Here is a 20,288-nt window from a genome sequence, read left to right on the forward strand (position 1 = left end):
GCGTGACCATCACCCTGATCACCGGCGCCAACACAGGCATCGGCTTCGAGACAGCCCGACAACTAACCGCAGCAGGACACAACGTGTGGATCGGCGCGAGGAACCTCGATCGCGGCCGTACCGCCGCTGAGGCGCTCGGCACACACGTGGTCCAGCTCGACGTCACCGACGATCGTTCCGTCGCTGCCGCGGTCGCGCACCTCGAAGAACACGCTGGGCGGCTCGACGTCCTCGTGAACAACGCGGGCATCCTCGGCGAGGTCGTCCCGCCCGAGGAGATGACCGTCGAGCAGATCCGCACGGTCTACGAGACGAACGTGTTCGGCGTGGTCCGGGTCACCCGCGCATTCCTCCCGCTGCTCCGACGCGGCACCGATCCGTCGGTGGTCAACGTCACCAGCGGACTCGGGTCCTTCACGCTCACCGGCGACCCCGACCGCGTCGAGTCGCAGTACCCGCTCGCCGCCTACGGATCGTCGAAGACGGCCGTCACCATGTTGACGATGCAGTACGCCAGGACAACTCCAGGCATCCGATTCAACGCCGTCGACCCGGGGCAGACCGCCACTGACTTCACCGGCGGGCTCGGCGGCACCATCGAGGACGGTGCCGCCGCGGCCGTTCGCATCGCAACGCTCGGAGCAGCCGCTCCAACCGGCACCGCGACCGACAAGGACGGCACCTTGCCCTGGTGAGGAGTGCGAAGTGCTGCTCTGTCAACTACGCCCCAGCCATAGAACCTCGACTCACAAATCAGGTGGCATCGCGCTTCCCTGACCCGTCCGCCCGATCCATCAACCCTCGAACAGAGAGATAGACCACCGATGACGACCACCTCCACTCCTACGACCATCATCATCGCGGGTCGAGTGTTCTTGCCGCCCGAGCAGGTCCGGGACTACCTTGCCGATGCTCAAGCCCTCTACCCGATCGGCGAGGCAAACCCCGGGGCCCGTCTCATCTCCTTCGGCCTCGACGACGAAGCAGCTGGGGTCGTGACCATCCTCGAACACTTCGAGTCCCAGGAGGCCCAGGACCGGCACTTCTCCCACCCCGACGTCGTTGCCTTCCTCACGAAGTGGAGCCCACTCATGCGTAACGAGGTGCTCAAGTTCGACGCTTCGAACGAACGCAACCCCACCGAGGCCTAGCCCTGTCACCACGTCGGTAGAACCCGGACACAGCTCGCACTAGGAGGGGCCATGACCCGCAACGCGGAGCAGGGCCCCTCCTAGTGGTTCCACCTGGCGTGGCTTCGAGGTTGAACCAAACCATCCCGCGCGACGGACACCCGACGACGAGTGCGTTGCCGCGTTGTACCAGGTACGCGAGCGGCGTGCATTGCAAGACAACAAGCGCGACCTCGTGTCCGCTGGCCGATCCTCTACCGGGCAGCGCTGCTCGCTTGGATCACCAGGATGGCCCTTCGTGGCAAGCTTGCGGCCAGGTTGAGGAGGGATCGCGATGGATGAAGCTGTCTTGTACGACCTTTGCAGTCGCGCTCGACTCGTTCAGGTCCGGCTCCTCTCGACCGAAGCAGGGCTCCTGGGCCTCACCGACTTCATCGGTCGCGCTGCTCGCTGCTCGGAGAACTACTCGCACGCGCGTCTGCTGCAGCTGATCCAGGCTGCGCCGCGGCCAGTCGGCTTCCGATACGGCTTCCGTCGGCTGGAAACCGTCAGTGTGAGTCGGACCGTACCCCCGGACACTTTCACCGACGACGAACGTCGTGAGTACGAGGCTGCGCAGAGCGCGCTCCTCTCGAGCGTCGGACGCGACGCTGGGGAACCAGCCCCCGGAGTGGTAGGAGTCGCACGGAACGTACTCGAGCAGTTCATCCTCCGCTGGTTCTGAGGGAGACATTTGGTCGGACGCCATCTCGTTTGACGATCCCCAACCGGACATCGAGGGCGTGACGTCCACGGCAGCACGTCAACGCCGACCTTGGTGCCTGCGTCGAGTACGACACCCTCGTGTCGGGTACGACACCCTCGTCATCGCTCTTCAGAGCGGACGCCTTCAGCGGTTGGTTTCCCCGAGGTGGTGTGCGACGGCTCGAATACCAAAGGCGATGTTCTTCAAATGTGTCAGCGAGTCGCTAGGGGAGCCCTCGTTCGTCTTGCCGGTCCATGCTTGGGGTGTGATCTTCGGCCACAGGGTGAAGTCGTAGTGATGCTTCGTGACGTACTCCTGTGTTCCGGGGCGACCATCTACGTCGCGGCTGTACGTCGCCCGCAGCTCACCCGTCACTGGAGCACCCATCGCTCCGGGCTTGTCGCTATGGTCCGCGGTGCTTTCGGGAAGGTGCCAAAAAAGACGCATCCTGGCACCTGGCGCAAGCTCAAACGGAGTGCTGAAGAAGTCACGTAGGTCTGGTCCCACGCGGGTGTCATCGTCGGACAATCCGAACTGAGCGTCGACTAGTTCGAACCGAACGTTAGTAGCAGCAGTCGCGCCTGTGTTCGTAATGACCAGATCGAGCGCGCCACTGCTCGCGATGCTCGGCACGATGTTCATCGCCACGTACGGACGTGTCCTGTCCTCGCTGTCTTGTGCCGCTTGCACGGACGCATGACGGAGCTGCTTGGCCGTGAGCCGTACCTGGCGATAAGTCAGGCCGATCGCGATGATGGCCACCACGACACCTACAGCGGTGGCTATTGCTCCGATCCATGTCGGCAGCAACGCTGCGTCGGAGGGAGCGGGTGATTGCGTAGCAGCGGCGAACACGAAGAATCTCATGGGTCGTGAAGGTATCTCAACCTGCCGACAGAGGCTGGACGAGTGAGGTCGTTCCCGTTCCGAGGGGACCGCCCGACACGTGGACAGCTTCGCCAGGAGCCGTGGTTCTTGCTTCGCTCCACGTCGGGATCGCGTCCCGGTGCCCGGTATCAGGCACGCAATGCTCGTCCGATGGCTGCGGGAGAGAACCGGCATTCGGTCGGGGGGGGTACCCGCTGACCCGGTCAGCCTCGGCTCCGGTCAGTCGCTGACTACTCGCCCTGGTCGTTGGCTGTCAAAATCGACGTGCATGGGCATGAAGGCGTCGTGGAAAAACACGCCGGGCGGACGAGGTGCCGTTGTTCCGTCGGGAGGAAGGGTGACAGGAGTTCGATACCCGAGGGGCTTGTTATGCAGCACACGCTCGGGAGTGCGACCTACGACGCGGACCGGGGGTGGCGCAACCCCCGCCGGGAGATTCGCGCCAAAGTGTTTCAGAGCGGCAACGCGGAACAACGCGGCGTAGGTGTTTGCCATCATCCACGTTTCGGCGAGCACCGTCGGAACGTCGACGCGGAGCGAGACCGCCTCAAGACCCTGTTTGGGTCGCTTTGGTTCTGTCCGAGGCCGTGCGAGATACGTCAGCAGCGGCCGGTCGAAGATCGGTATGGATCTTCCCTCGCCGAAGGCGCTGAGCGGCACGCTGCCGTCCTCGTCGGGCGGCGTCGTGATGAGTTCGACGCGAACATCGTCGCGGGTCGTGACGGCGATGCCATGCTTCAGTTTGTTGTAGGCACCATTGATGGAGAGCTCGTCGTAGAGCAGCAGGTGCGTCGCGTGATTGATCCAGGCTAGAGCAGTCGATGCCGCTGCGGCAGCGTCTTCCGTGATCTCAGTTCCTGTCGGATACAACAAGCTGAGGAGGAGCTCCTGGTCAGCGTCAAACGCTTGCTTCGTCGCTGCTGCCACGTCGGTCAGCTTGATCGGGCTCTCTGCTATCGCCAACCATGTCGAAGCTGCGTCACCCCTCTTAGGTTCGGCTGCGGTGAGGGCGTACAGGAAGCGCTCGAGGGCTTCCGCGCACTGGTGCCGAAGGACGAGCGCGTCGACGGCTACTTGAACATCGCGGCGCGACGCAGCAGACGGGGGCAACGCGTCAACTCCTTTCAGCCCCAGGGCCGCGAAGAACTCGGGATTTGTTTCTTTGGTCGGCTTCGTGACCTCCTCGCTCAGGAGCATTTCGATTCGCCCAGTGAAATGACCAAGCGGGTCCGCAAGGAAGAACTCGTCATCTAGGAGTTTGGCTTGGGATGGGGTGAGCGCCACCCCTTCGGGATGGATGCCGAGGTACATGCCCCTAGTGTGCCGACCACTGACGACATCGAAGAGGTCGCCGGCCCCGGCGTGGTACCTGGCTCGTAATCTGGGCCTCAAGCGCGTGTCCGACGTCCCGATAGCCGGTGGATCACCGCTACACCCCACTTGTCACCTTCGACGCCTTCCGCTGCCTACTGCCGCCTGACCAGGGGAATTGCCGTATACCTGTCCCGCAAAAATGCCCGGTGAAGGGGCGCCAAACGCTACACGCCTCCCCGGATGACGAAGGCCAGGGAACGCGCGCCGGCATCCTTCTCGGCCCCGGGCATTGCCGTGACGGTCATGAACGCCCCCGACGACGACCTCGAGCACGAGGACCGGAACTTCGTAGCCGAGATCACCGTGGGTCCGCACGGCGGCTGAGCCTCGCCCGTGACTCGGCCGTGTACCGACCGGAGGCGCGGTGCCAGCTGGCACCGCGCCTCCCGTCTGGGGTGGGGCCGCGTCAGCTCGCGGTGTCCTCGAGCGCGTCGAGCGCGGCCACGTCCTCGGCGGCGAGCACGAAGTCGACGTCGGCGTTCTCGGCGATGCGCGACGGGGTCGTGGACTTCGGCAGCGGCAGGACGTCCTTCTCGAGCAGGTAGCGGATCGCGACCTGGGCGACGGTCTTGTCGTACTTCGCCGCGATCTCGGCGATCTGCTCGTTCTCGAGCAGGCCGCCGGTGGCGAGCGGCGAGTAGCCCTCGGTCAGGATGTCGTGCTCGCGGTCGAAGGCGGTCGTCTCGTCCTGGGTGTTGCCGATGAACCAGCGGATCTGGTTGGCGTGCGGGACGACGTCCGTGCGGCCGAGCAGGTCCTCGAGGTCGGCGACGGCGAAGTTCGAGACACCGATGCTCTTGGTGCGGCCGGCGTCGTAGAGCTCCTCGAAGACCTTCCACACCTCGACGTTGCCGTCGCGGTGGTCGGAGCCCATGTCGCTCTAGGGCCACGGCGCGTGGATCAGGTACAGGTCGACGTGTCCGAGGTCGAGGTTGTTGCTCGACTCCTCGAAGGCGTCGCGGGCGCCCGAGGCCGTCTTGATCTCGGCCGGCAGCTTCGTGGTGATGAAGAGTCCGTCGCGGGGGATGCCGCTGTCGCGGACGGCCTCGCCGACGCTCGCCTCGTTGCCGTACGCCAGGGCGGTGTCGATGTGGCGGTAGCCGAGCTCGAGGGCGGTCTTCGTAGCGTCGTACGCGTCGGAGCCGGACGGGATCTGCCAGGTGCCGAAACCGATCTTCGGGATGTGCAGACCGTTGGACAGGGTGAACGTGTCGATGAGTGCGGGCATGCAGCGGACAGTACGCCGGTCGGGTTCAGCCACGGTCACGGTGCGGAACGCGGGTGTCCTCGGGCTTGCGCGCACTCGGGGAGGAAGTGCCGGTACTCCTCCTTGCGGGCAGCGGTGCTCACTGCGCCGTCGAAGTCGGTCTCCGGAACAACCCCGACCGCGACGTCCCCGTGGCCAATCCCATCGCAGACGGCGACGATGACGCCGTCCGCTCCGTCGGCCTGAGACAGTGTCGCTGGGCGATGGAGCACCTGTGGAGACAGGTCGTACCAGACGAACGCGTCACCGTCCGGGACGAGGGCACCGGCTTCGGTGACCGTCATCCCGACCGTGACGTCCGCGTGGGCCGGGTGACCTGCTGTGGAACATCCCGCCAGCAGCAAGGCGGCGACGGCAATGCTGGTCACTCTGATGCTCAGGCGCAGGGCGAACATCGGTCAGCGGTACCGGATGATGTCGCACGTCACGCGTGCACTGCCCGGGTTGAAGGCGTACAACCAGCCGGAACGACCGGTGACGTAGTCCTTCCCAGCGCCGGTCATGTGCTTCTCGATCTTGTACTTGTAGCGGTTCCCGACCGGGTAGGCGACGAGCATCCTTCCCTTGGGGACACGCTGCCTGCTGCAGGTCACCGAGACGCTCTGTGTGCGGGAAGCGCTGAAGTCGAGCTTGCCCGCGGCCCACTTCCTCGTCGCACCGAACTCCAGACCGATCGTTCGTGTTGCTGCGCGGCCCTTCGTGAGGCCGCAGTTCATCGAGGACGTGCGGGACCCGCAGGATGCGAGGATCTGCGAACCGGTGTGGTGGGACTTCTTCGACTTGTTGACCACCTTGTTGTAGTACCCCCACGCGGCTCGAGGCTCGCGCGGTTGCGTCGCTTCGGCTGCGGTGCCGCTGGCGAGCAACAGAGAGATGGTGGCGGCAGCTACGAGGGCGCTCTTGACGGAAGTCTTCATGAACGTCGAGCCTGGCGGAGAACCAATGAAATATGTAGAACATCAAACTTCGATGCGAAGTCGTTACCTGGCCTCCGACGCCAGCAAGGGCGTTCCGGGTTGCATGGCGCGCACCTCGAACGGACGGAAGGACGCCCGCATGCCCCTGAGCCCCACCGTGCAAGACCGGAAGACCGGTGTCACCCCACACGGAGAGCCCGGCGGCTTCGAGCTCGCCCTGCTCGACCGCGGTGCCGCCGTGCTGCAGACCTCGGCACCGCTGCGGGGCTTCGACGTCTACGTGGTCGGGTTCCACTGCGTGAAGGGCGAGCCCGACGTGCAGATGGAGGCGCACCACTTCTGCAAGGTGGTGAACGCCGAGATGCTGCAGTGCGTGCTCTTCGACGCGGACGACGGGCGCTCCTGACGGCAGCCGACGCTTGAATAGGCATACCTTTCAAGCCCCCGGCAGGTCGGTTGCGGACCACACGACGGACGGGAGGCCCGTGGCAGTGTCGCCACGGGCCTCCCGTCCGGTGTGTGCTGCGGTTCAGCGCGCGGTGCGCGTGCCGATCCGCGGCAGGACGAAACCGAGCACGATCATCGCGACGGCGAGGAAGGCGTGCAGCACGTTGTCTGCGCTGTTCAGCGGCACGAAGTTCGCGCCACCGGCCATGCCCGCGGTGAAGAGCCCGTAGACGAAGAGCACCGCGTAGACGATGCCGCCGGCGACGAGGTACAGGCGCGCCGAGGCTGCACGGCGGGCGGCGAGCAGCCCGACGATGCCGAAGAGCAGGTGCACGATGTTGTGCAGGACGGACACCTGGAACAGGCCCAGGAGCAGGGCCATGGAGCCGTGGCCGGCCACGGACATCGAGCCCATGTCCATGGTGAGTCCGGGGATGAACCCGGCGATGCCGACGATCAGGAAGACGACACCGAAGACGAACGCGCCCCGCTGGGTCCACGTCGAGCCGGAGCCGGTGCGTGCGGTTGCTGCGCTGCTGGTCATGATCAGCCCTCTTTTCTGTACGCGCCGCAGTGTGCGGCACACATGACATTCGGAGCGCTTCTACGGTCGGTTTGCAGGTCAGGGGTGCGGAAGGCTGCGATAGCCGATTCACGCACCGGCAGCGCCCGCGATCTGCCCTCCATCCTCTCGGGAAGTGCCCGGTGCGCGTGCAGGAAGGCGCGCCAAGATGAAGTCGGCCAAGTGGCCAAGTCGTTCGACCCGAGGAGTCACCATGGAGACCGTCGTCCGAGCAGCAGGACCCGCCGAACTCGAGGCGGCCGCAGCCGTCCTGGCCGAGGCCTTCGCCGACGACCCGGTGCTCGCCGAGTTCCGGCCGCCCCGATCCGGCGAGGACCGTCCCGCCGTGCTGGCCCGCCTCTTCGCGGCCCTCATCCGCTCGGTGCCGACGACCGGTCGTCGGGTGGACGTCGCCACGATCGGTGACCGCGTGGTCGGCGCCGCGTTCTGGCAGGCGCCCGGTCGGCACACCGGCGGCTTCGGCGCCTTCGTTCGACAGGTGCCCGAGTTCCTCCGGACGCTCGGGATCCGCGGTGCGCTCCGCGCCGTGACGCACCTGCGCCGCATGGAGCGCGCCCGCCCGATGACCCCGCACTGGTACCTCACCGAGATCGGGGTGTCGGCCGCCGCGCGGGGTCGTGGCGTCGGTGGCCTGCTGCTCGGGCACGCACTCGAACGCGCCGACCGGTCGTCCCGGGGCGCCTACCTGGAGTCGTCCACCCCGGTGAACCGCCGGCTGTACCGACGGCACGGGTTCGCCGACGGCGCGCCGATCGCGGGGTTCCGCGCGGCGACCCCGATCAGCATGTGGCGTCCGGCCGCCGGCTGACCCGACGCCGGGGGACACCGACCCTGTACCGGCGTGCACGAGCCCTGCCTACCGTCCACGGCACACCACGACGAGAGGAAACACCATGGCAAGTGGAGTCGCAGCAGTCTGGGTCCCGGTCAGCGACATGGAGCGCGCCGTCGCGTTCTACCGCGACACGCTCGGTCTCACCGTCAAGGACCAGTCCGACGACTGGAGCGAGATCGACGCCGGTGGTCTGATGATCGGCCTGAACGGACGCGAGTCCGCCAGCCAGGCGAGCGACGGCGGCGCCGTCGTGTCGTTCCAGCCGGACGGCAGCGTCGAGGACGAGGTCGCCTCGCTCAAGGAGCGCGGCGCGGACATCCAGGGCGAGATCAGCGAGCACCCGTGGGGCAAGATCATCCCCTTCAAGGACAGCGAAGGCAACGACCTGCAGCTCTACTCGCCGCCGCAGGGCTGACCCAGCCGGGTGCGGAACGCACCCACGGACGGACGGGAGGCCCGTGGCGACGCCGCCACGGGCCTCCCGTCCGTTCCGTGGCCGACTACGCGGACCCGCGCCAGACGACCTCCGTCGGCAACAGCAGACCGCGTGGGCCGTCGTCGGTGCCGCCGATCTGCTCGAGGACCTGGTGTGCCGCCTGCTCGCCGAGCAGGCGCGCCGGCTGCCGCACCGTCGACAGCTGCGGGTCGCACCGCAGCGCCCAGGCGCTGTCGTCGAACCCGACCACACCGACGTCCGACGGCACGCTCCGGCCGCTGCGCTGCAGGACGTCCATGGCGCCTGCGGCGACGGCGTCCGACGCGGCGAACACCCCGTCGATGTCCGGGGCCCGCTCGAGCAGCTCGCGCATGCCCTCGGCGCCGGCGGTGTAGCTGAACAGGGGGTTCCGGGCGACGAGGTCGGGGTCGAAGCGCTCGCCGAGGGCCGCGGTGAACCCCGCCAGGCGGTCCTGGCCGGAGTCGCGGTCGAGCCCGGAGGCGAGCATCCCGATCCGTCGTCGGCCGGTGTCGACCAGCCGTCGGGTGATCTGCTCGGCGGCGTCGCGGTTGTCGATGCCGATGTACGAGATGTTCGCGGCGTCGGACGGGTGCCCGACGAAGCACGCGGGCATGCCGATCTCCTCGATCGCCCCGGTGATCGGGTCGCCGTCGCGGGCGGACAGCACGATGGCGCCGTCGACGAAGCCGCCGCGCAGGTACTCGACCACCCGCTCGCTGTCGCGGGCGGAGTCGACCATGATCGTGACGAGCTGCTGGTCGGCGTCGGACAGCACGGCGTTCGTGCCGATCAGGATGTTGCCGATGTTGGGGTCGTCGAGCACCACGACCGAGGGCTCGTGCACGATGAGCGCGATCGCCCCGGAACGCCGGGTGACCAAGCTGCGGGCGGCGGCACTGCGCACGTAGCCGACACGTCGGACGGCGTCCTGCACGGCCTCGCGCGCCTTCGGTGACACGTACGGCTCGTCGTTGAGCACCCGTGAGACGGTGCCGCGGGACATCCCCGCTTCGTCCGCGACGTCCTGGATCGTGGCGCGCTGACGAGCGGATCGGACCTCGGACATGGGGCAACCATATCCGCCGCTGAGGAGCCCTCGGAACGCCTCGCAGTTGACAGGGTGCAGCCGCTGGTGTTTGATCTGGGAGCGCTCCCAGAAACCTCCGGCCCTGATCCCCGGTGCGGCCTGGGAGCGCTCCCAGAACACTGGGTGGCCTTCGCCGTCGAAGGGGTCGCACGCGGCCGAGGCGGCGGGTCGCCCCGATCAGCGAGGATCCCCGTGACGACCACCACCCTGCCGACGACCGCCACCGGCGCGCTCGGCCTCGGCTCGACGGGCCTCGCGTTCGGGTGCGACTACAACCCCGAGCAGTGGGACCCCGAGGTGTGGGTCGAGGACGTCCGGCTCATGCGCGAGGCCGGCGTGAACCTCGTCGCGATCAACGTCTTCGGCTGGTCGCACGTCGAACCCCGGCAGGGTGAGTACGACTTCGCCGCGCTCGACACCGTCATCGAACTGCTGCACGGCGCGGGCATCGGGGTCGACCTGGGCACAGGCACCGCCTCAACGCCGCCGTGGCTCACCACCCGCCACCCCGAGGTCCTGCCCGTCGTCGCCGACGGCACCACCCGCTGGCCCGGTGGCCGCCAGGCGTTCTGCCCGAGCTCCCCGGTCTACCGCGAGCACGCCCTCGCCCTGGTCCGCGCCACCGCCGAGCGCTACGGCGACCACCCCGCCGTGCGGCTCTGGCACGTGTCGAACGAGCTCGGCTGCCACAACGCGCACTGCTACTGCGACGTCTCCGCCCAGGCGTTCCGCGGCTGGCTGCAGGCCCGGTACGGCACGGTCGACGCGCTGAACGCCGCCTGGGGCACCTCGTTCTGGAGCCAGCGCTACTCGGCGTGGGAGCAGGTGCTGCCGCCCCGCGCGACGCTGTCGTTCACGAACCCGGCACAGACCATCGACTTCGACCGGTTCTCGTCCGACGAGCTCCTCGGCCACCACCGCGCCGAGGCCGCCGTCCTGCGCGAGCTGAGCGACAAGCCCGTCACGACGAACTTCATGGTCGCCGCGCACATCACGGCGCTCGACTACTGGTCGTGGGCCGGCGACATGGACGTCATCGCGAACGACCACTACCTGGACCACCGCCTGCCCCGGCCGCACGTCGAGCTCGCCTTCGCCGCCGACACCACCCGTGGCCTGGCCGGCGGTGCCCCCTGGCTGCTCATGGAGCACTCGACGGGTGCCGTCAACTGGCAGCCGCACAACGTCGCGAAGGCCCCGGGCGAGATGCTCCGGAACACCGCGGCGCACATCGCCCGCGGCGCCGACGGGGTCTGCTTCTTCCAGTGGCGCGCATCCGTGCAGGGCAGCGAGAAGTTCCACTCGGCGCTGCTGCCGCACGCCGGCACCGAGTCGACGACGTGGCACGACGTGGTCGCGCTCGGCGCCCTGGTCGAGCGGCTCGGCGAACTGCGGGGCTCACGCGTGGTCGCCGACGTGGCGCTCGTCTTCAGCTGGGAGAACCAGTGGGCCGCCGACCTGGAGGCCCACCCCAGCGCCGCGCTCCGCTACCTGGAGCAGGTCCACGCGTTCCACTCCGCGCTGTGGGACCTCGGCGTGACCGTCGACGTCGTCGCCCCCGGAGCACCCCTCGACGGGTACGCGCTCGTCGTCGTCCCCGAGCTCTACCTGGTGCGCGACGAGCACGCGGCCGTCATCGCCGACCACGTCGCCGCCGGCGGGCACGCCGTCGTCAGCTGCTTCAGCGGCATCGTCGACGAGCGCGACCGGGTCCGCACCGGCGGTTACCCGGGCGCCTTCCGCGACCTGCTCGGCGTGCGGGTGGACGAGTTCCTCCCGCTCGCCGCCGACGCCACGATCGCGCTGTCCGACGGCACGACCGGCAGCGTCTGGTCCGAGCCGGTCGAGCTGCGCGGCGCGACGAGCGTCGTCGACTACGCCGAGGGCTCCCTCGCCGGACGCCCCGCCGTGACCCGCAACGAGCACGGCGCCGGCACCGCCTGGTACACGTCCACGGTCCTCGACACCGCAGCGCTGGGCGGGTTCGTCCACCGCGTGCTCGACGAGGCCGGGGTGCACGCCGACCCCGCCGTCCGCCCAGGGCTCGAGGTCGTCCGTCGCCGCGACGACACCCACGAGTGGGTCTTCCTGCTGAACCACTCCGACCGCACCGTCGAGCACCACGAGGCCGGCCACGAACTCGTCGCCGACCGCCCCGTCACCGGCACCACCGCCATCGCCCCAGGCGGGACCCAGATCATCCGCACCGACAGGAACCGCTCATGACCACCACCGCACAGTCGCCCAGCGCGACCCGACGACGCCGGGGCGGCGGGTTCCGCTACCGCCGCGCGATCGCGATCTTCGTCCTGCCGTTCGCCGTCCTGTTCACGGCGTTCTACCTGGTCCCCATCCTCTACGCCGTGTGGGAGTCGCTGCAGAAGATCGAGCGGCAGGGCACGTTCGGCGCCCCGACGCAGGTCTTCGGCGGCCTGAGCCAGTACGCCCTGGTGTTCCAGGACGGCGAGTTCTGGAGCTCGGTGCTCCGCGTGCTGCTGTTCGGTGTCGTGCAGGTCCCGGTGATGCTCGGGCTCGCGCTCCTGTTCGCCCTGCTGCTCGACTCCCCGCTGCTGCGCGGCAAGCGGTTCTTCCGCCTGGCGTTCTTCGCGCCGTACGCGGTGCCCGGCGTCATCGCCGCGATCATGTGGGGCTACCTCTACGCCCCCGACCTGTCGCCGTTCTCCGCGGTGACCTCGCGGGTCGACCTGCTCGGCGGCAGCACCGTGCTGTGGGCGGTCGCCAACGTCGTGACCTGGGTCTACGTCGGCTACAACATGCTCATCATCTACTCGTCGCTCCTCGCGATCCCCGCCGAGGTGTACGAGGCGGCGAAGCTCGACGGTGCGTCCCAGCTCCGGATCGCCCTGTCGATCAAGATCCCGCTCGTGGTGCCGGCGATCGTCCTCACCGCGGTGTTCTCCGTCATCGGCACCCTGCAGCTGCTGACCGAGCCGACCGTCTTCCGGCAGTTCACCTCGACCATCTCGTCGACGTTCACGCCGAACATGCTCGTCTACTCGACGTCCTCGGTGCCGAACTTCAACCTCGCCGCGGCGTTCTCGGTCGTCCTCGCCGTCGCCACGTTCGTCCTGTCGATCGGGTTCCTCCGACTGACCCAGCGGAAGGCCGCCCAGTGACCGTCAACGCCCCGTCCCCAGGTGACCTCGTCCGCGACGTCGGCCGACCGCTCGAGCCGAACCGGGCCTCCCGTCCGCGCCAGCGCGGAGCGCGCGGTCCCCGTGAGAGCGTCATCTCGCGCAGCGCCGCGATGATCGTGATGGGGGTCTTCACCCTCTACTTCCTGCTGCCGATCTTCTGGCTGCTGGTCTCGTCCACCAAGACCGCCGCGAACTTCAACTCGACGTTCTCGCTGTGGTTCAGCGCCACCTCGGTGCAGGACTTCTTCGGCAACCTCGTCGAGCTGTTCACGCGGCAGGACGGCATCTACCTGCGCTGGCTGCTGAACAGCATCGCCTACGCCGGGGTCGCCGGGCTGCTCGGCACCGTGCTCTCCGCGATGTGCGGGTACGCCCTGGCGAAGTACCGGTTCCGTGGCCGCGAGGTCCTGTTCAACGTGTTCCTCGGCGGCGTGCTCGTGCCGGCGACCGCCCTGGCCCTGCCGCTGTTCCTCATCTTCAGCCAGGTCGACCTGACCGACACGTTCTGGTCGGTGTTCCTGCCGAGCATCGTCAGCCCGTTCGGCGTCTACCTGTCACGGTTGTTCGCGGCGTCGAGCGTGCCCGACGAGATCATCGAGGCCGCCCGCATCGACGGTTCCGGCGAGGTCCGCACGTTCTTCACCGTGGCCGTGCGGCTCATGTCGCCCGCGCTCGTGACGATCTTCCTGTTCCAGTTCGTCGCCGTCTGGAACAACTTCTTCCTGCCGCTCGTGATGCTCCGCGACTCGTCGCTGTTCCCCGTCACCCTCGGTCTCTACACGTGGAACTCGAGCGTGAACCAGTACCCGGACCTGCGCACCCTCGTGCTCATCGGGTCGTTCGTCTCGATCATCCCGCTGCTCGTCGCCTTCCTGAGCCTGCAGCGCTTCTGGCGCTCCGGCCTGGGCTCCGGCGGCCTGAAGTAGCCCCCCCCGACCCGCACCCCTTCCCGCACCAGCTCTCCCCACACCACATCCGAACGGAAACAGCATGAAGACAACGAAGTTCCTCAGCGTCGCCGCGATCGCCGTGGCCGCCACCGTGGCCCTCGCCGGCTGCAGCACCGGCGGCAGCAGCAACGGCGGCGGGTCCGGCACCGCGGCCGCCAGCTGCAAGCCCTCGGGCGGCAAGGTCACCCTCGACTTCACGACCTGGGTGCCGAACATGGACAAGGTCGTCGCGATCTGGAACAAGGCCAACCCGGACATCCAGGTCAAGGTCTCGATCGTCGCGAACGGCAACAGCGGCACCTACCAGAACTTCTTCAACCAGCTGAAGGCCAAGCAGGCGCCGGACATCGGGCAGGTCGAGTACGACACCCTGCCGGCGTTCCGCGTGCAGGGCGGCCTGGAGGACATCGGCGCGTGCTCCGGCATCAGCGACGCGAAGAAGGACTTCTCCGACGGCCTGTGGAACCAGGTCACCTTCGGCGAGGGGAAGTCGGTCTACGCCGTGCCGCAGGACTCCGGTCCGATGGCGCTGTACTACCGCAAGGACCTGTTCGAGAAGGCCGGCCTCGACGCCCCGAAGACGTGGGAGGAGTACGCCGAGGACGCCGTGAAGATCAAGAAGCTCGGCGGCAACATCACCAACTTCGCCAAGGGTGACGTCAACCAGTTCGCCGGGCTCGTCTCGCAGGCCGGTGGCCAGTGGTTCGAGAACTCGGGCCAGGACTGGAAGGTCAACCTGGACGACGCCGCGTCGAAGAAGGTCGCCGACTACTGGCAGGACCTGATCGACAAGAAGCTCGTGAACACCCTGCCGAGCTTCACCGACCAGTGGAACAACGCCTACGACAGCGGCAAGGACTGGACCTGGGTCTCCGCGGTCTGGGGTGCGAACACCATCTCGAGCGGTGCCCCGTCGACCTCGGGCAAGTGGGCCGTCGCCCCGATGCCGCAGTGGAAGTCCGGCGAGACCAAGTCGGCCGCCTGGGGCGGTTCGTCGAACGTCGTCTTCGCGGGCAGCAAGCACCCGGCCGAGGCATCGAAGTTCCTGGTCTGGCTGAACACCTCGACCGAGGCGCTCTCCGCACTGAACAAGGAGGCCAACCTGTACCCGGCCTCGACCACCGGCGCCGAGCTGCCGGCCCTGACCCAGGGGCTCGACTTCTACGGTGGCCAGAAGATCTACGAGGAGTTCGCCACCGCTGCGAAGGACATCCAGCCCTTCACCTGGGGTCCGACGATGACGCAGACCTACTCGGACGTCTCCGACGGCTTCGGGCAGGCCGCGTCCGGCTCGGGCACGCTGAGCGAGGCGCTCGAGTCCGGGCAGTCCAAGACCATCGCGGCACTCAAGGCGCAGTCGATCCCGGTCAAGGGCTGACGCACGGCGGCTGACGTCGCGCGGTCCACGCGCTGACAGCGGACAGGAGGCCCGTGGCGGGATCGCCACGGGCCTCCTGTTGCGTCTCGGGGTCGTGTTCCGGACCCCGTCGCTCGTTCGCTTGTTCGCTTGTTCGCTTGTTCGCTCGTCGCTACGCGACCGCGATCTCGTTGGGCACGCCCGGCAGCTCGTCGCTCGAGGCGATCACCTTGCCGGTGGTCAGGTCGACCGCGTGGATCCTCTGCTCGGCGGGTTCGGTGACGTAGGCGACGTCACCGGCGACCTTCAGGGCGGGGTGGGCGTCCTGCCACTCGGCCGGGCCGTCCCACGCGTCGATCACCGGGTACGACTCGAGCGGCTCGCCGGTCGTCTCGTCGAAGGTGTGCAGGGCACCGTCGTCGCCGAGCACGACCGCCTCGTCGCCGGGGCCGCGGGCCAGGTCGCGGAAGGTGAAGCCGACGCCGTCGGGCATGTCCGCGACGGTGTACTTCCCCGAGGCCGCGTCGATCAGGGCGATCTGGTCGAGCAGGTAGCCCTCGCTGTCGGGGTCGTCGTTGTAGTCGCCGACGGCGACGGACGAGTCCTCGGTGGTGAACAGGTTGCCGGTGCGGCCGTACTCGGTCGGGGCGTCGATCTTCTCGAACGTGCCGTCGTCGTAGACCAGGGCGCCGTCGGTGCAGCCGAACACCGCGACCTCACCCCTGACGGCACCCTCACCGTGGACGTCGGGGCACTGCTCGGACCGGGCGATCTCCTTGCCGTCGGCGTCCAGGGCGCGCACGCCTGAGCGGCTCTCCTCGGTGCCGATGGTGGTCAGGAGCGTGCCGTCCTCGAGCTCGATCGCGACGCCGTGGTGCGCGGCCTCGGACTTCGTCGTCTCGACCTCGGGCAGGTCGGCGCCGTCGAGCTCGGTGTGGTCGAACGTCGTCACGTCCCCGGTGCCGTCGGCGAACAGGGCGGTGCGGTCGCCGTGGACGACCGCGTGGCCGCCGGTGTCGGCGGGGAACACCGCGTCGGTCAGGGCCGGCTCGGCCTGGGTGTCGAGGACCCGGAAGCCCTCGGGCACGGTGACGAGCACGTGGCGTCCGTCACCGGCCGGGTTGACCCGGGTGAAGCCGTCGATCGCGTCGTCGGCCACCACCTGCAGGTCCTGGTCGAGGACGAGCAGGCCGCCGTCGTAGGTCAGGGTGATGCGGGTCCCGTCGGCCTTCGGGGTGTCCGTGGTGTCGGACCCGGCGTCGGTGTCCGTGGCGCACCCGGTCAGGGCCAGGGCGGCCGCACCGAGCAGGGCGGCGGGCCACACGGCCCGGAGCGTCTTCGTGTTCGTCATGTCGCTCACTGTATTGATTCTCATTCTCATTTACCAGTCGACAGGCCGTCGACGATGGCCTCGGTGTTCGAGCGCATCATGCCGAGGTAGGTGGAGGCGTCGCCGTCCTCGGTGAGGGACTCCGTCGCGAGCGGGCGGATCTCGACGTGCAGGTCGACCTCGTCCGCGAGCACCTCGGCCAGCCGTGCGGGTTGCGAGGCGTCGGCGAAGATCGTCCGGACCCCCGCCTCGTCGATGGCGTCGGCCAGGTCGCGCAGGTCGGCGGCGCTCGGGGAGGCCAGGGTGGTCCCACTCGGGATCACCGCCCCGACGACCCGGAAGCCGTAGTGGTCGGCCAGGTACCCGAACACGTGGTGGTTCGTGACGAGCGCCCGGCGTTCCTCGGGCACGGTGCGGAACGCGGTCGTCATCGTGTCGTCCAGGTCGCGGAGCTCGTCCAGGTAGGCGTCCGTGCCGGCCGGTTCGATCCCGGCGTCGCGCAGGTCCTGGTCGAGGGCCTCGACGACGTCGACCATCCGGGCCGGGTCGGTCCAGAAGTGCGGGTCGGGGCCGCTGTCGTCCTCGGTGGTCCACTCGAGCGGGTCGAACGCGTCCCCGGCGGTGGAGACCGGCACGCCGTCCTCGGCCGCCGCCCTGACGTGCCGGGCGACCCCCTCTTCGAGCCCGAGCCCGTTCTCGACCACCAGGTCGGCGCTCCGGAGCCGTGCGGCCTGCTGCGCGGAGACCTCGAACGAGTGCGGATCGGCGCCCGGCGGCATGAGGACCATGACGTCGGCCTGGTCCCCGACCACTTCGCTGACGACGTCGCCGAGGATGTTCGTCGTCACCGCGACGAGGGGCCGGTCGGAGCCGGTGGTGGTGCACCCCGTGGCGACGAGGGCGAGCGCTGCGGCGACGAGGCCCGCGGTCAAGGCCCTGGTGCGCGTCACAGTCCGGCCTCGGCGAAGGCGACCGGGGCGACGGGGAGCTCGATCGTGCGGGCGACCCGGGCCCCGTCGGCGAAGTCGATCTCGTGCACGGTGCCGTCCGCGGGGCCGGCCAGGTAGGCGCGCTGGGCATCGAGCTGCAGGAGCGGGGCGGCATCGTCATGGCTGGCGTCGACCAGTGCCCTCGTCGTGGCGACCTTCCCCGTCGAGGCGGTCACGACCACCACCCGGCCGGAGTCGTCGACGCCGACCACGTGCTCGTCCTCGTCGTCCACCGCGACCACGGCGCGCAGGGGCCGCTCGGTCGGCACGAGGCGCCAGGATCCCTGTCGCGCGTCGAGCAACCAGAACCCGGTGCTGCCCGCCAGCCCGGCGACGGTGGGTCGGCCGGCGCGTGCGGCGAAGGCCGTCGGCCGCTCGGCACCGTCGGGCAGGTCGACGAACGACGTCTCGCCGGCGTCGTCCACCACGACCGCCCCGTCGGCACAGCCCACGACGGCGCCGGCGCGGGTGACGATCCCGCCGGCGGGGTCGGTGCAGGCCTCGGTGGCGGTGGCGGTGGCGTTCGTCGCCTCGCCGTCGGCGTCGAGCACGCGGACCCGGTCGCCGTCGGCCGCCACGAGATGCTCGCCCATCGGCAGCAGGACGCGCGCGTCGATCCGTGCGGTCTCGTCGACCTCGCCCTGTCCCAGTGCCTCGCGGTCGAGCACGACCGCCTCGGCTCGGTCCGGCCAGGTGATCGTCGTCATGGTCTCGGACGAGTGCACCTCGACCCGCCCGCCGCCGTCGATCGTGCCGACGACGCGGGGTTCTGCGGCGTAGTAGTGGGTGTGGTCCCCGTGGTCGACGGTCCAGGACCCGCCGTCCACGATCGTCGTGCGGTCGGCGTCGCTCGTCACGAGGAACCGTCCGTCGGTCGCCGAGTGCTCCGGTGCGTCCACGGCGTGGAGCTCGATGGTCTCCTCGGTGAGCAGGTCGTGCAGCGCGGTCGCGCCGGTCGCCGACACGGCCAGGAGGCGCACCTGGGGTTCCTGGGACTCGCTCGCGCCCGCCACGTAGCCGTGGGGACGGACGGTGCCGGTCGAGCTGTCGGCCGACGGGGCGCCCGTGGAACAGGCGGTGACGGTGAGGGCCATGCCGGTGGCGAGGCCGATGGTGGACAGGATGCGCGCGGGGGCGCGGTTGGTGGTCGAGTGCTTCATGCTCCCTCTCGAGACGGTGCGGCGGATCGTGGTGCTGCCGGCGCGGCCGCGCGCGCCGGTGTCGGGATCGGGGTGCGCCGCAGGACGACGGCGGCCAGGGCGCGCGAGACCACGACGCCGCCGACGGCGACCGCGGCGATGCTCGCGCCGGCGGCGGTGCCGGCGTGCCAGGAGACGAGGAGCCCGACGAGCACGGCGGCCGCACCGATGCCGGCGCCGAGGAGCATCGTCGAGGCCACGTGCCGGGTCCACGCGCGGGCAGCGGCGGCGGGCGCGAGCAGCAGGCCCACGACGAGCAGGGTGCCGACCGCCCGGTACGAGGCGACGACCGCCAGGGTGACGAGCCCGATGAGCACGACCTCGGCCAGGCGCGGGTGCAGGCCGAGCGTCGTGGCCTTGCGGGTGTCGAACGCCAGCGCGGTGAACGGCCGGTGGAACGCCACGGCGACGGCCAGGGCGACGGCCGCGGCGATCGCGAGGCCGCCGACGTCCGCCCGGGTGACGGCGAGGACGTCCCCGAACAGGATCGCGGTGACGTCGGTGGCGAACGACCGCGACGACGACACGATGATCACCCCGAGCGCGAGCATCCCGACGAAGAGCAGGCCGATCGAGGTGTCGTACGACAGTCGGGCGCGACGACGCAGCGCTCCGACACCGAGCACCATGACGCCGGCGCTCACCGCGGCGCCGAGCACCGGCGGGACCCCGGTCAGGGTGGCGATCGCGACGCCGGGCAGCATGCCGTGCGAGAGCGCCTCGCCCAGGAACGCCATGCCGCGCACCAGCACCCACGTGCCGACGACGGCGCACAGGACCGCCGCCAGGGAGCCGCCGACCAGGGCGCGCACCATGAAGTCGACGGAGAACGGATCGGTCAGCCAGGTCACGGTCCGAGACGCTACATGAAAACGAGTATCGATACTGATAGCGTGCTCAGGTGCCTGCGACCGAGCCGACCGCCCCCGCCGATCCCCGATCTGCCGTCCACCTGGACCGGGTGATGGCCGTCCTCGGCGACCGGACCGTCCTCGACGGTGTGGACGCGGTCTTCCCCGCCGGGGTCGTCACCGCGCTCACCGGGCCGAACGGCTCCGGCAAGTCGACGCTGCTCGACGTGGTCGCGGACGTCGTGCGGCCGACCGCCGGGCGGGTGACGGGCCTCCCGTCCGACGGGGTCGCCTACGTGACCCAGTCCGTCCCGCCGACCACGCTCCCGCTCACCGTCCGCGCGGCCGTCACGATGGGGCGGTGGCGGCACCGCGCGTGGTGGCGGCCGCTCGGACGCGCTGACCGAGCGGTCGTCGACGCGCAGCTCGAGCGGATGGCGATCACGGACCTTGCCGACCGGCCGGTCGAGGAGCTCTCCGGCGGGCAGCGGCAGCGGACGCTCGTCGCGCTCGGGCTGGCGCAGCGGGCGGGGGTGCTGCTGGTCGACGAACCGACCGCCGGGGTCGATGCTGAGTCGGCGGCGCTCGTGGTGGCGGCGCTCGCCGACGAGGCCGCAGCCGGTGTCGTGGTCGTGCACGCGGCCCACGACCCGGCGGCGATCGCCGCAGCCGACCGCATCGTCACGCTGACCTGACCCTGCCCGTGGGGGCGATTCCGCAAAAC

General features: G+C 69.3%; 21 protein-coding genes and 1 pseudogene. 11 read left to right on the forward strand and 11 right to left on the reverse strand.

The window, feature by feature from the left end:
* The first annotated feature begins 2 nt into the window (after nucleotides 1–2).
* Nucleotides 3–695, forward strand: coding sequence for an SDR family NAD(P)-dependent oxidoreductase (locus MXD64_RS01215; RefSeq protein WP_042540966.1), 693 nt, complete (start codon nucleotides 3–5; stop codon nucleotides 693–695).
* A gap of 129 nt (nucleotides 696–824) precedes the next feature.
* A complete protein-coding gene (locus MXD64_RS01220; protein ID WP_052481941.1) occupies nucleotides 825–1,151 on the forward strand; it encodes a putative quinol monooxygenase in 327 nt (108 codons plus the stop codon).
* Nucleotides 1,152–2,019: 868 nt separating this feature from the next.
* Here the strand turns inward: MXD64_RS01220 and MXD64_RS01225 are convergent.
* Nucleotides 2,020–2,742, reverse strand: coding sequence for a hypothetical protein (locus MXD64_RS01225; RefSeq protein WP_156155400.1), 723 nt, complete (start codon nucleotides 2,740–2,742; stop codon nucleotides 2,020–2,022).
* A 240-nt stretch (nucleotides 2,743–2,982) separates the two neighbouring features.
* On the reverse strand, nucleotides 2,983–4,074 hold the full coding sequence (locus MXD64_RS01230; RefSeq protein ID WP_042540972.1) for a hypothetical protein: 1,092 nt from the start codon (nucleotides 4,072–4,074) through the stop codon (nucleotides 2,983–2,985).
* 243 nt (nucleotides 4,075–4,317) lie between these two features.
* Between MXD64_RS01230 and MXD64_RS01235 the strand changes: the two genes are divergently transcribed.
* Nucleotides 4,318–4,461 (forward strand): hypothetical protein, encoded by a 144-nt coding sequence (locus tag MXD64_RS01235; RefSeq protein WP_156155401.1) that lies wholly within the window; start codon nucleotides 4,318–4,320, stop codon nucleotides 4,459–4,461.
* Between the two features lie 82 nt (nucleotides 4,462–4,543).
* Here MXD64_RS01235 and MXD64_RS01240 read toward each other — a convergent pair.
* From MXD64_RS01240 to MXD64_RS01250, 3 genes and pseudogenes are all read right to left on the reverse strand, one after another.
* Nucleotides 4,544–5,365, reverse strand: a pseudogene (locus MXD64_RS01240) (aldo/keto reductase).
* Between the two features lie 35 nt (nucleotides 5,366–5,400).
* Nucleotides 5,401–5,799, reverse strand: a complete 399-nt coding sequence (locus MXD64_RS01245) for a hypothetical protein (protein ID WP_056073315.1) — start codon at nucleotides 5,797–5,799, stop codon at nucleotides 5,401–5,403.
* Between the two features lie 3 nt (nucleotides 5,800–5,802).
* Nucleotides 5,803–6,321 carry a hypothetical protein gene (locus tag MXD64_RS01250; protein ID WP_194589834.1) on the reverse strand — a complete coding sequence of 173 codons (519 nt, stop codon included), beginning with the start codon at nucleotides 6,319–6,321 and terminating at the stop codon, nucleotides 5,803–5,805.
* A gap of 139 nt (nucleotides 6,322–6,460) precedes the next feature.
* Between MXD64_RS01250 and MXD64_RS01255 the strand changes: the two genes are divergently transcribed.
* Nucleotides 6,461–6,727, forward strand: coding sequence for an OBAP family protein (locus MXD64_RS01255; RefSeq protein ID WP_263137003.1), 267 nt, complete (start codon nucleotides 6,461–6,463; stop codon nucleotides 6,725–6,727).
* A gap of 123 nt (nucleotides 6,728–6,850) precedes the next feature.
* Here MXD64_RS01255 and MXD64_RS01260 read toward each other — a convergent pair whose 3' ends face one another.
* Complete coding sequence (locus MXD64_RS01260; protein WP_017887611.1) at nucleotides 6,851–7,312, reverse strand: DUF4383 domain-containing protein; 462 nt, start codon at nucleotides 7,310–7,312, stop codon at nucleotides 6,851–6,853.
* A gap of 232 nt (nucleotides 7,313–7,544) precedes the next feature.
* Here MXD64_RS01260 and MXD64_RS01265 point away from each other — a divergent pair, with 232 nt between their 5' ends.
* Nucleotides 7,545–8,159 carry a GNAT family N-acetyltransferase gene (locus tag MXD64_RS01265; protein WP_017887610.1) on the forward strand — a complete coding sequence of 205 codons (615 nt, stop codon included), beginning with the start codon at nucleotides 7,545–7,547 and terminating at the stop codon, nucleotides 8,157–8,159.
* 85 nt (nucleotides 8,160–8,244) lie between these two features.
* On the forward strand, nucleotides 8,245–8,601 hold the full coding sequence (locus MXD64_RS01270; protein ID WP_263137004.1) for a VOC family protein: 357 nt from the start codon (nucleotides 8,245–8,247) through the stop codon (nucleotides 8,599–8,601).
* A gap of 85 nt (nucleotides 8,602–8,686) precedes the next feature.
* Here the strand turns inward: MXD64_RS01270 and MXD64_RS01275 are convergent, their stop codons facing one another.
* Nucleotides 8,687–9,709: a LacI family DNA-binding transcriptional regulator gene (locus MXD64_RS01275; protein ID WP_017887608.1), complete on the reverse strand. Its 1,023-nt coding sequence runs from the start codon at nucleotides 9,707–9,709 to the stop codon at nucleotides 8,687–8,689.
* Between the two features lie 213 nt (nucleotides 9,710–9,922).
* On the opposite strand from MXD64_RS01275, the gene MXD64_RS01280 reads away from it, so the two are divergent.
* From MXD64_RS01280 to MXD64_RS01295, 4 genes are all read left to right on the forward strand, one after another.
* Nucleotides 9,923–11,956: a beta-galactosidase gene (locus MXD64_RS01280; protein ID WP_263137005.1), complete on the forward strand. Its 2,034-nt coding sequence runs from the start codon at nucleotides 9,923–9,925 to the stop codon at nucleotides 11,954–11,956.
* Entirely contained in the window at nucleotides 11,953–12,867 is a 915-nt protein-coding gene (locus MXD64_RS01285; protein ID WP_017887606.1) for a carbohydrate ABC transporter permease, read from the forward strand. The genes MXD64_RS01280 and MXD64_RS01285 overlap by 4 nt, the downstream gene beginning before the upstream one ends.
* A complete protein-coding gene (locus MXD64_RS01290; RefSeq protein WP_235517738.1) occupies nucleotides 12,864–13,814 on the forward strand; it encodes a carbohydrate ABC transporter permease in 951 nt (316 codons plus the stop codon). The genes MXD64_RS01285 and MXD64_RS01290 overlap by 4 nt, the downstream gene beginning before the upstream one ends.
* Before the next feature lie 64 nt (nucleotides 13,815–13,878).
* Nucleotides 13,879–15,216 carry an ABC transporter substrate-binding protein gene (locus MXD64_RS01295; protein ID WP_017887604.1) on the forward strand — a complete coding sequence of 446 codons (1,338 nt, stop codon included), beginning with the start codon at nucleotides 13,879–13,881 and terminating at the stop codon, nucleotides 15,214–15,216.
* A gap of 151 nt (nucleotides 15,217–15,367) precedes the next feature.
* On the opposite strand, the gene MXD64_RS01300 is transcribed toward MXD64_RS01295, so the two are convergent.
* From MXD64_RS01300 to aztB, 4 genes are read right to left on the reverse strand one after another with little or no spacing between them, the layout of a single operon-like run.
* Nucleotides 15,368–16,546 (reverse strand): hypothetical protein, encoded by a 1,179-nt coding sequence (locus tag MXD64_RS01300; RefSeq protein WP_263137007.1) that lies wholly within the window; start codon nucleotides 16,544–16,546, stop codon nucleotides 15,368–15,370.
* A gap of 26 nt (nucleotides 16,547–16,572) precedes the next feature.
* A complete protein-coding gene (locus tag MXD64_RS01305) occupies nucleotides 16,573–17,475 on the reverse strand; it encodes a metal ABC transporter substrate-binding protein (protein WP_262161670.1) in 903 nt (300 codons plus the stop codon).
* On the reverse strand, nucleotides 17,472–18,674 hold the full coding sequence (locus MXD64_RS01310) for an ABC transporter (protein ID WP_263137009.1): 1,203 nt from the start codon (nucleotides 18,672–18,674) through the stop codon (nucleotides 17,472–17,474). Before MXD64_RS01310 ends, MXD64_RS01305 begins: the two co-directional genes overlap by 4 nt.
* Nucleotides 18,671–19,564 (reverse strand): zinc ABC transporter permease AztB, encoded by an 894-nt coding sequence (gene aztB / locus MXD64_RS01315; protein WP_056073299.1) that lies wholly within the window; start codon nucleotides 19,562–19,564, stop codon nucleotides 18,671–18,673. Before aztB ends, MXD64_RS01310 begins: the two co-directional genes overlap by 4 nt.
* 50 nt (nucleotides 19,565–19,614) lie before the next feature.
* On the opposite strand from aztB, the gene aztA reads away from it, so the two are divergent.
* Nucleotides 19,615–20,259 carry a zinc ABC transporter ATP-binding protein AztA gene (aztA, locus tag MXD64_RS01320; RefSeq protein ID WP_263137010.1) on the forward strand — a complete coding sequence of 215 codons (645 nt, stop codon included), beginning with the start codon at nucleotides 19,615–19,617 and terminating at the stop codon, nucleotides 20,257–20,259.
* Nucleotides 20,260–20,288: the final 29 nt, after the last annotated feature.

It is taken from the genome of Curtobacterium sp. Arg-1, assembly GCF_025643395.1.
Lineage (GTDB): Bacteria > Actinomycetota > Actinomycetes > Actinomycetales > Microbacteriaceae > Curtobacterium > Curtobacterium poinsettiae.

What these genes read in the sequence shown, in the direction of transcription:
- MXD64_RS01220 (WP_052481941.1), top strand. Translation starts at nt 825, where the DNA reads ATGACGACCACCTCCACTCCTACGACCATCATCATCGCGGGTCGAGTG.
- MXD64_RS01225 (WP_156155400.1), bottom strand. Translation starts at nt 2,742, where the DNA reads ATGAGATTCTTCGTGTTCGCCGCTGCTACGCAATCACCCGCTCCCTCC.
- MXD64_RS01230 (WP_042540972.1), bottom strand. Translation starts at nt 4,074, where the DNA reads ATGTACCTCGGCATCCATCCCGAAGGGGTGGCGCTCACCCCATCCCAA.
- MXD64_RS01235 (WP_156155401.1), top strand. Translation starts at nt 4,318, where the DNA reads ATGACGAAGGCCAGGGAACGCGCGCCGGCATCCTTCTCGGCCCCGGGC.
- MXD64_RS01245 (WP_056073315.1), bottom strand. Translation starts at nt 5,799, where the DNA reads ATGTTCGCCCTGCGCCTGAGCATCAGAGTGACCAGCATTGCCGTCGCC.
- MXD64_RS01250 (WP_194589834.1), bottom strand. Translation starts at nt 6,321, where the DNA reads ATGAAGACTTCCGTCAAGAGCGCCCTCGTAGCTGCCGCCACCATCTCT.
- MXD64_RS01255 (WP_263137003.1), top strand. Translation starts at nt 6,461, where the DNA reads ATGCCCCTGAGCCCCACCGTGCAAGACCGGAAGACCGGTGTCACCCCA.
- MXD64_RS01260 (WP_017887611.1), bottom strand. Translation starts at nt 7,312, where the DNA reads ATGACCAGCAGCGCAGCAACCGCACGCACCGGCTCCGGCTCGACGTGG.
- MXD64_RS01265 (WP_017887610.1), top strand. Translation starts at nt 7,545, where the DNA reads ATGGAGACCGTCGTCCGAGCAGCAGGACCCGCCGAACTCGAGGCGGCC.
- MXD64_RS01270 (WP_263137004.1), top strand. Translation starts at nt 8,245, where the DNA reads ATGGCAAGTGGAGTCGCAGCAGTCTGGGTCCCGGTCAGCGACATGGAG.
- MXD64_RS01275 (WP_017887608.1), bottom strand. Translation starts at nt 9,709, where the DNA reads ATGTCCGAGGTCCGATCCGCTCGTCAGCGCGCCACGATCCAGGACGTC.
- MXD64_RS01285 (WP_017887606.1), top strand. Translation starts at nt 11,953, where the DNA reads ATGACCACCACCGCACAGTCGCCCAGCGCGACCCGACGACGCCGGGGC.
- MXD64_RS01295 (WP_017887604.1), top strand. Translation starts at nt 13,879, where the DNA reads ATGAAGACAACGAAGTTCCTCAGCGTCGCCGCGATCGCCGTGGCCGCC.
- MXD64_RS01300 (WP_263137007.1), bottom strand. Translation starts at nt 16,546, where the DNA reads ATGACGAACACGAAGACGCTCCGGGCCGTGTGGCCCGCCGCCCTGCTC.
- MXD64_RS01310 (WP_263137009.1), bottom strand. Translation starts at nt 18,674, where the DNA reads ATGAAGCACTCGACCACCAACCGCGCCCCCGCGCGCATCCTGTCCACC.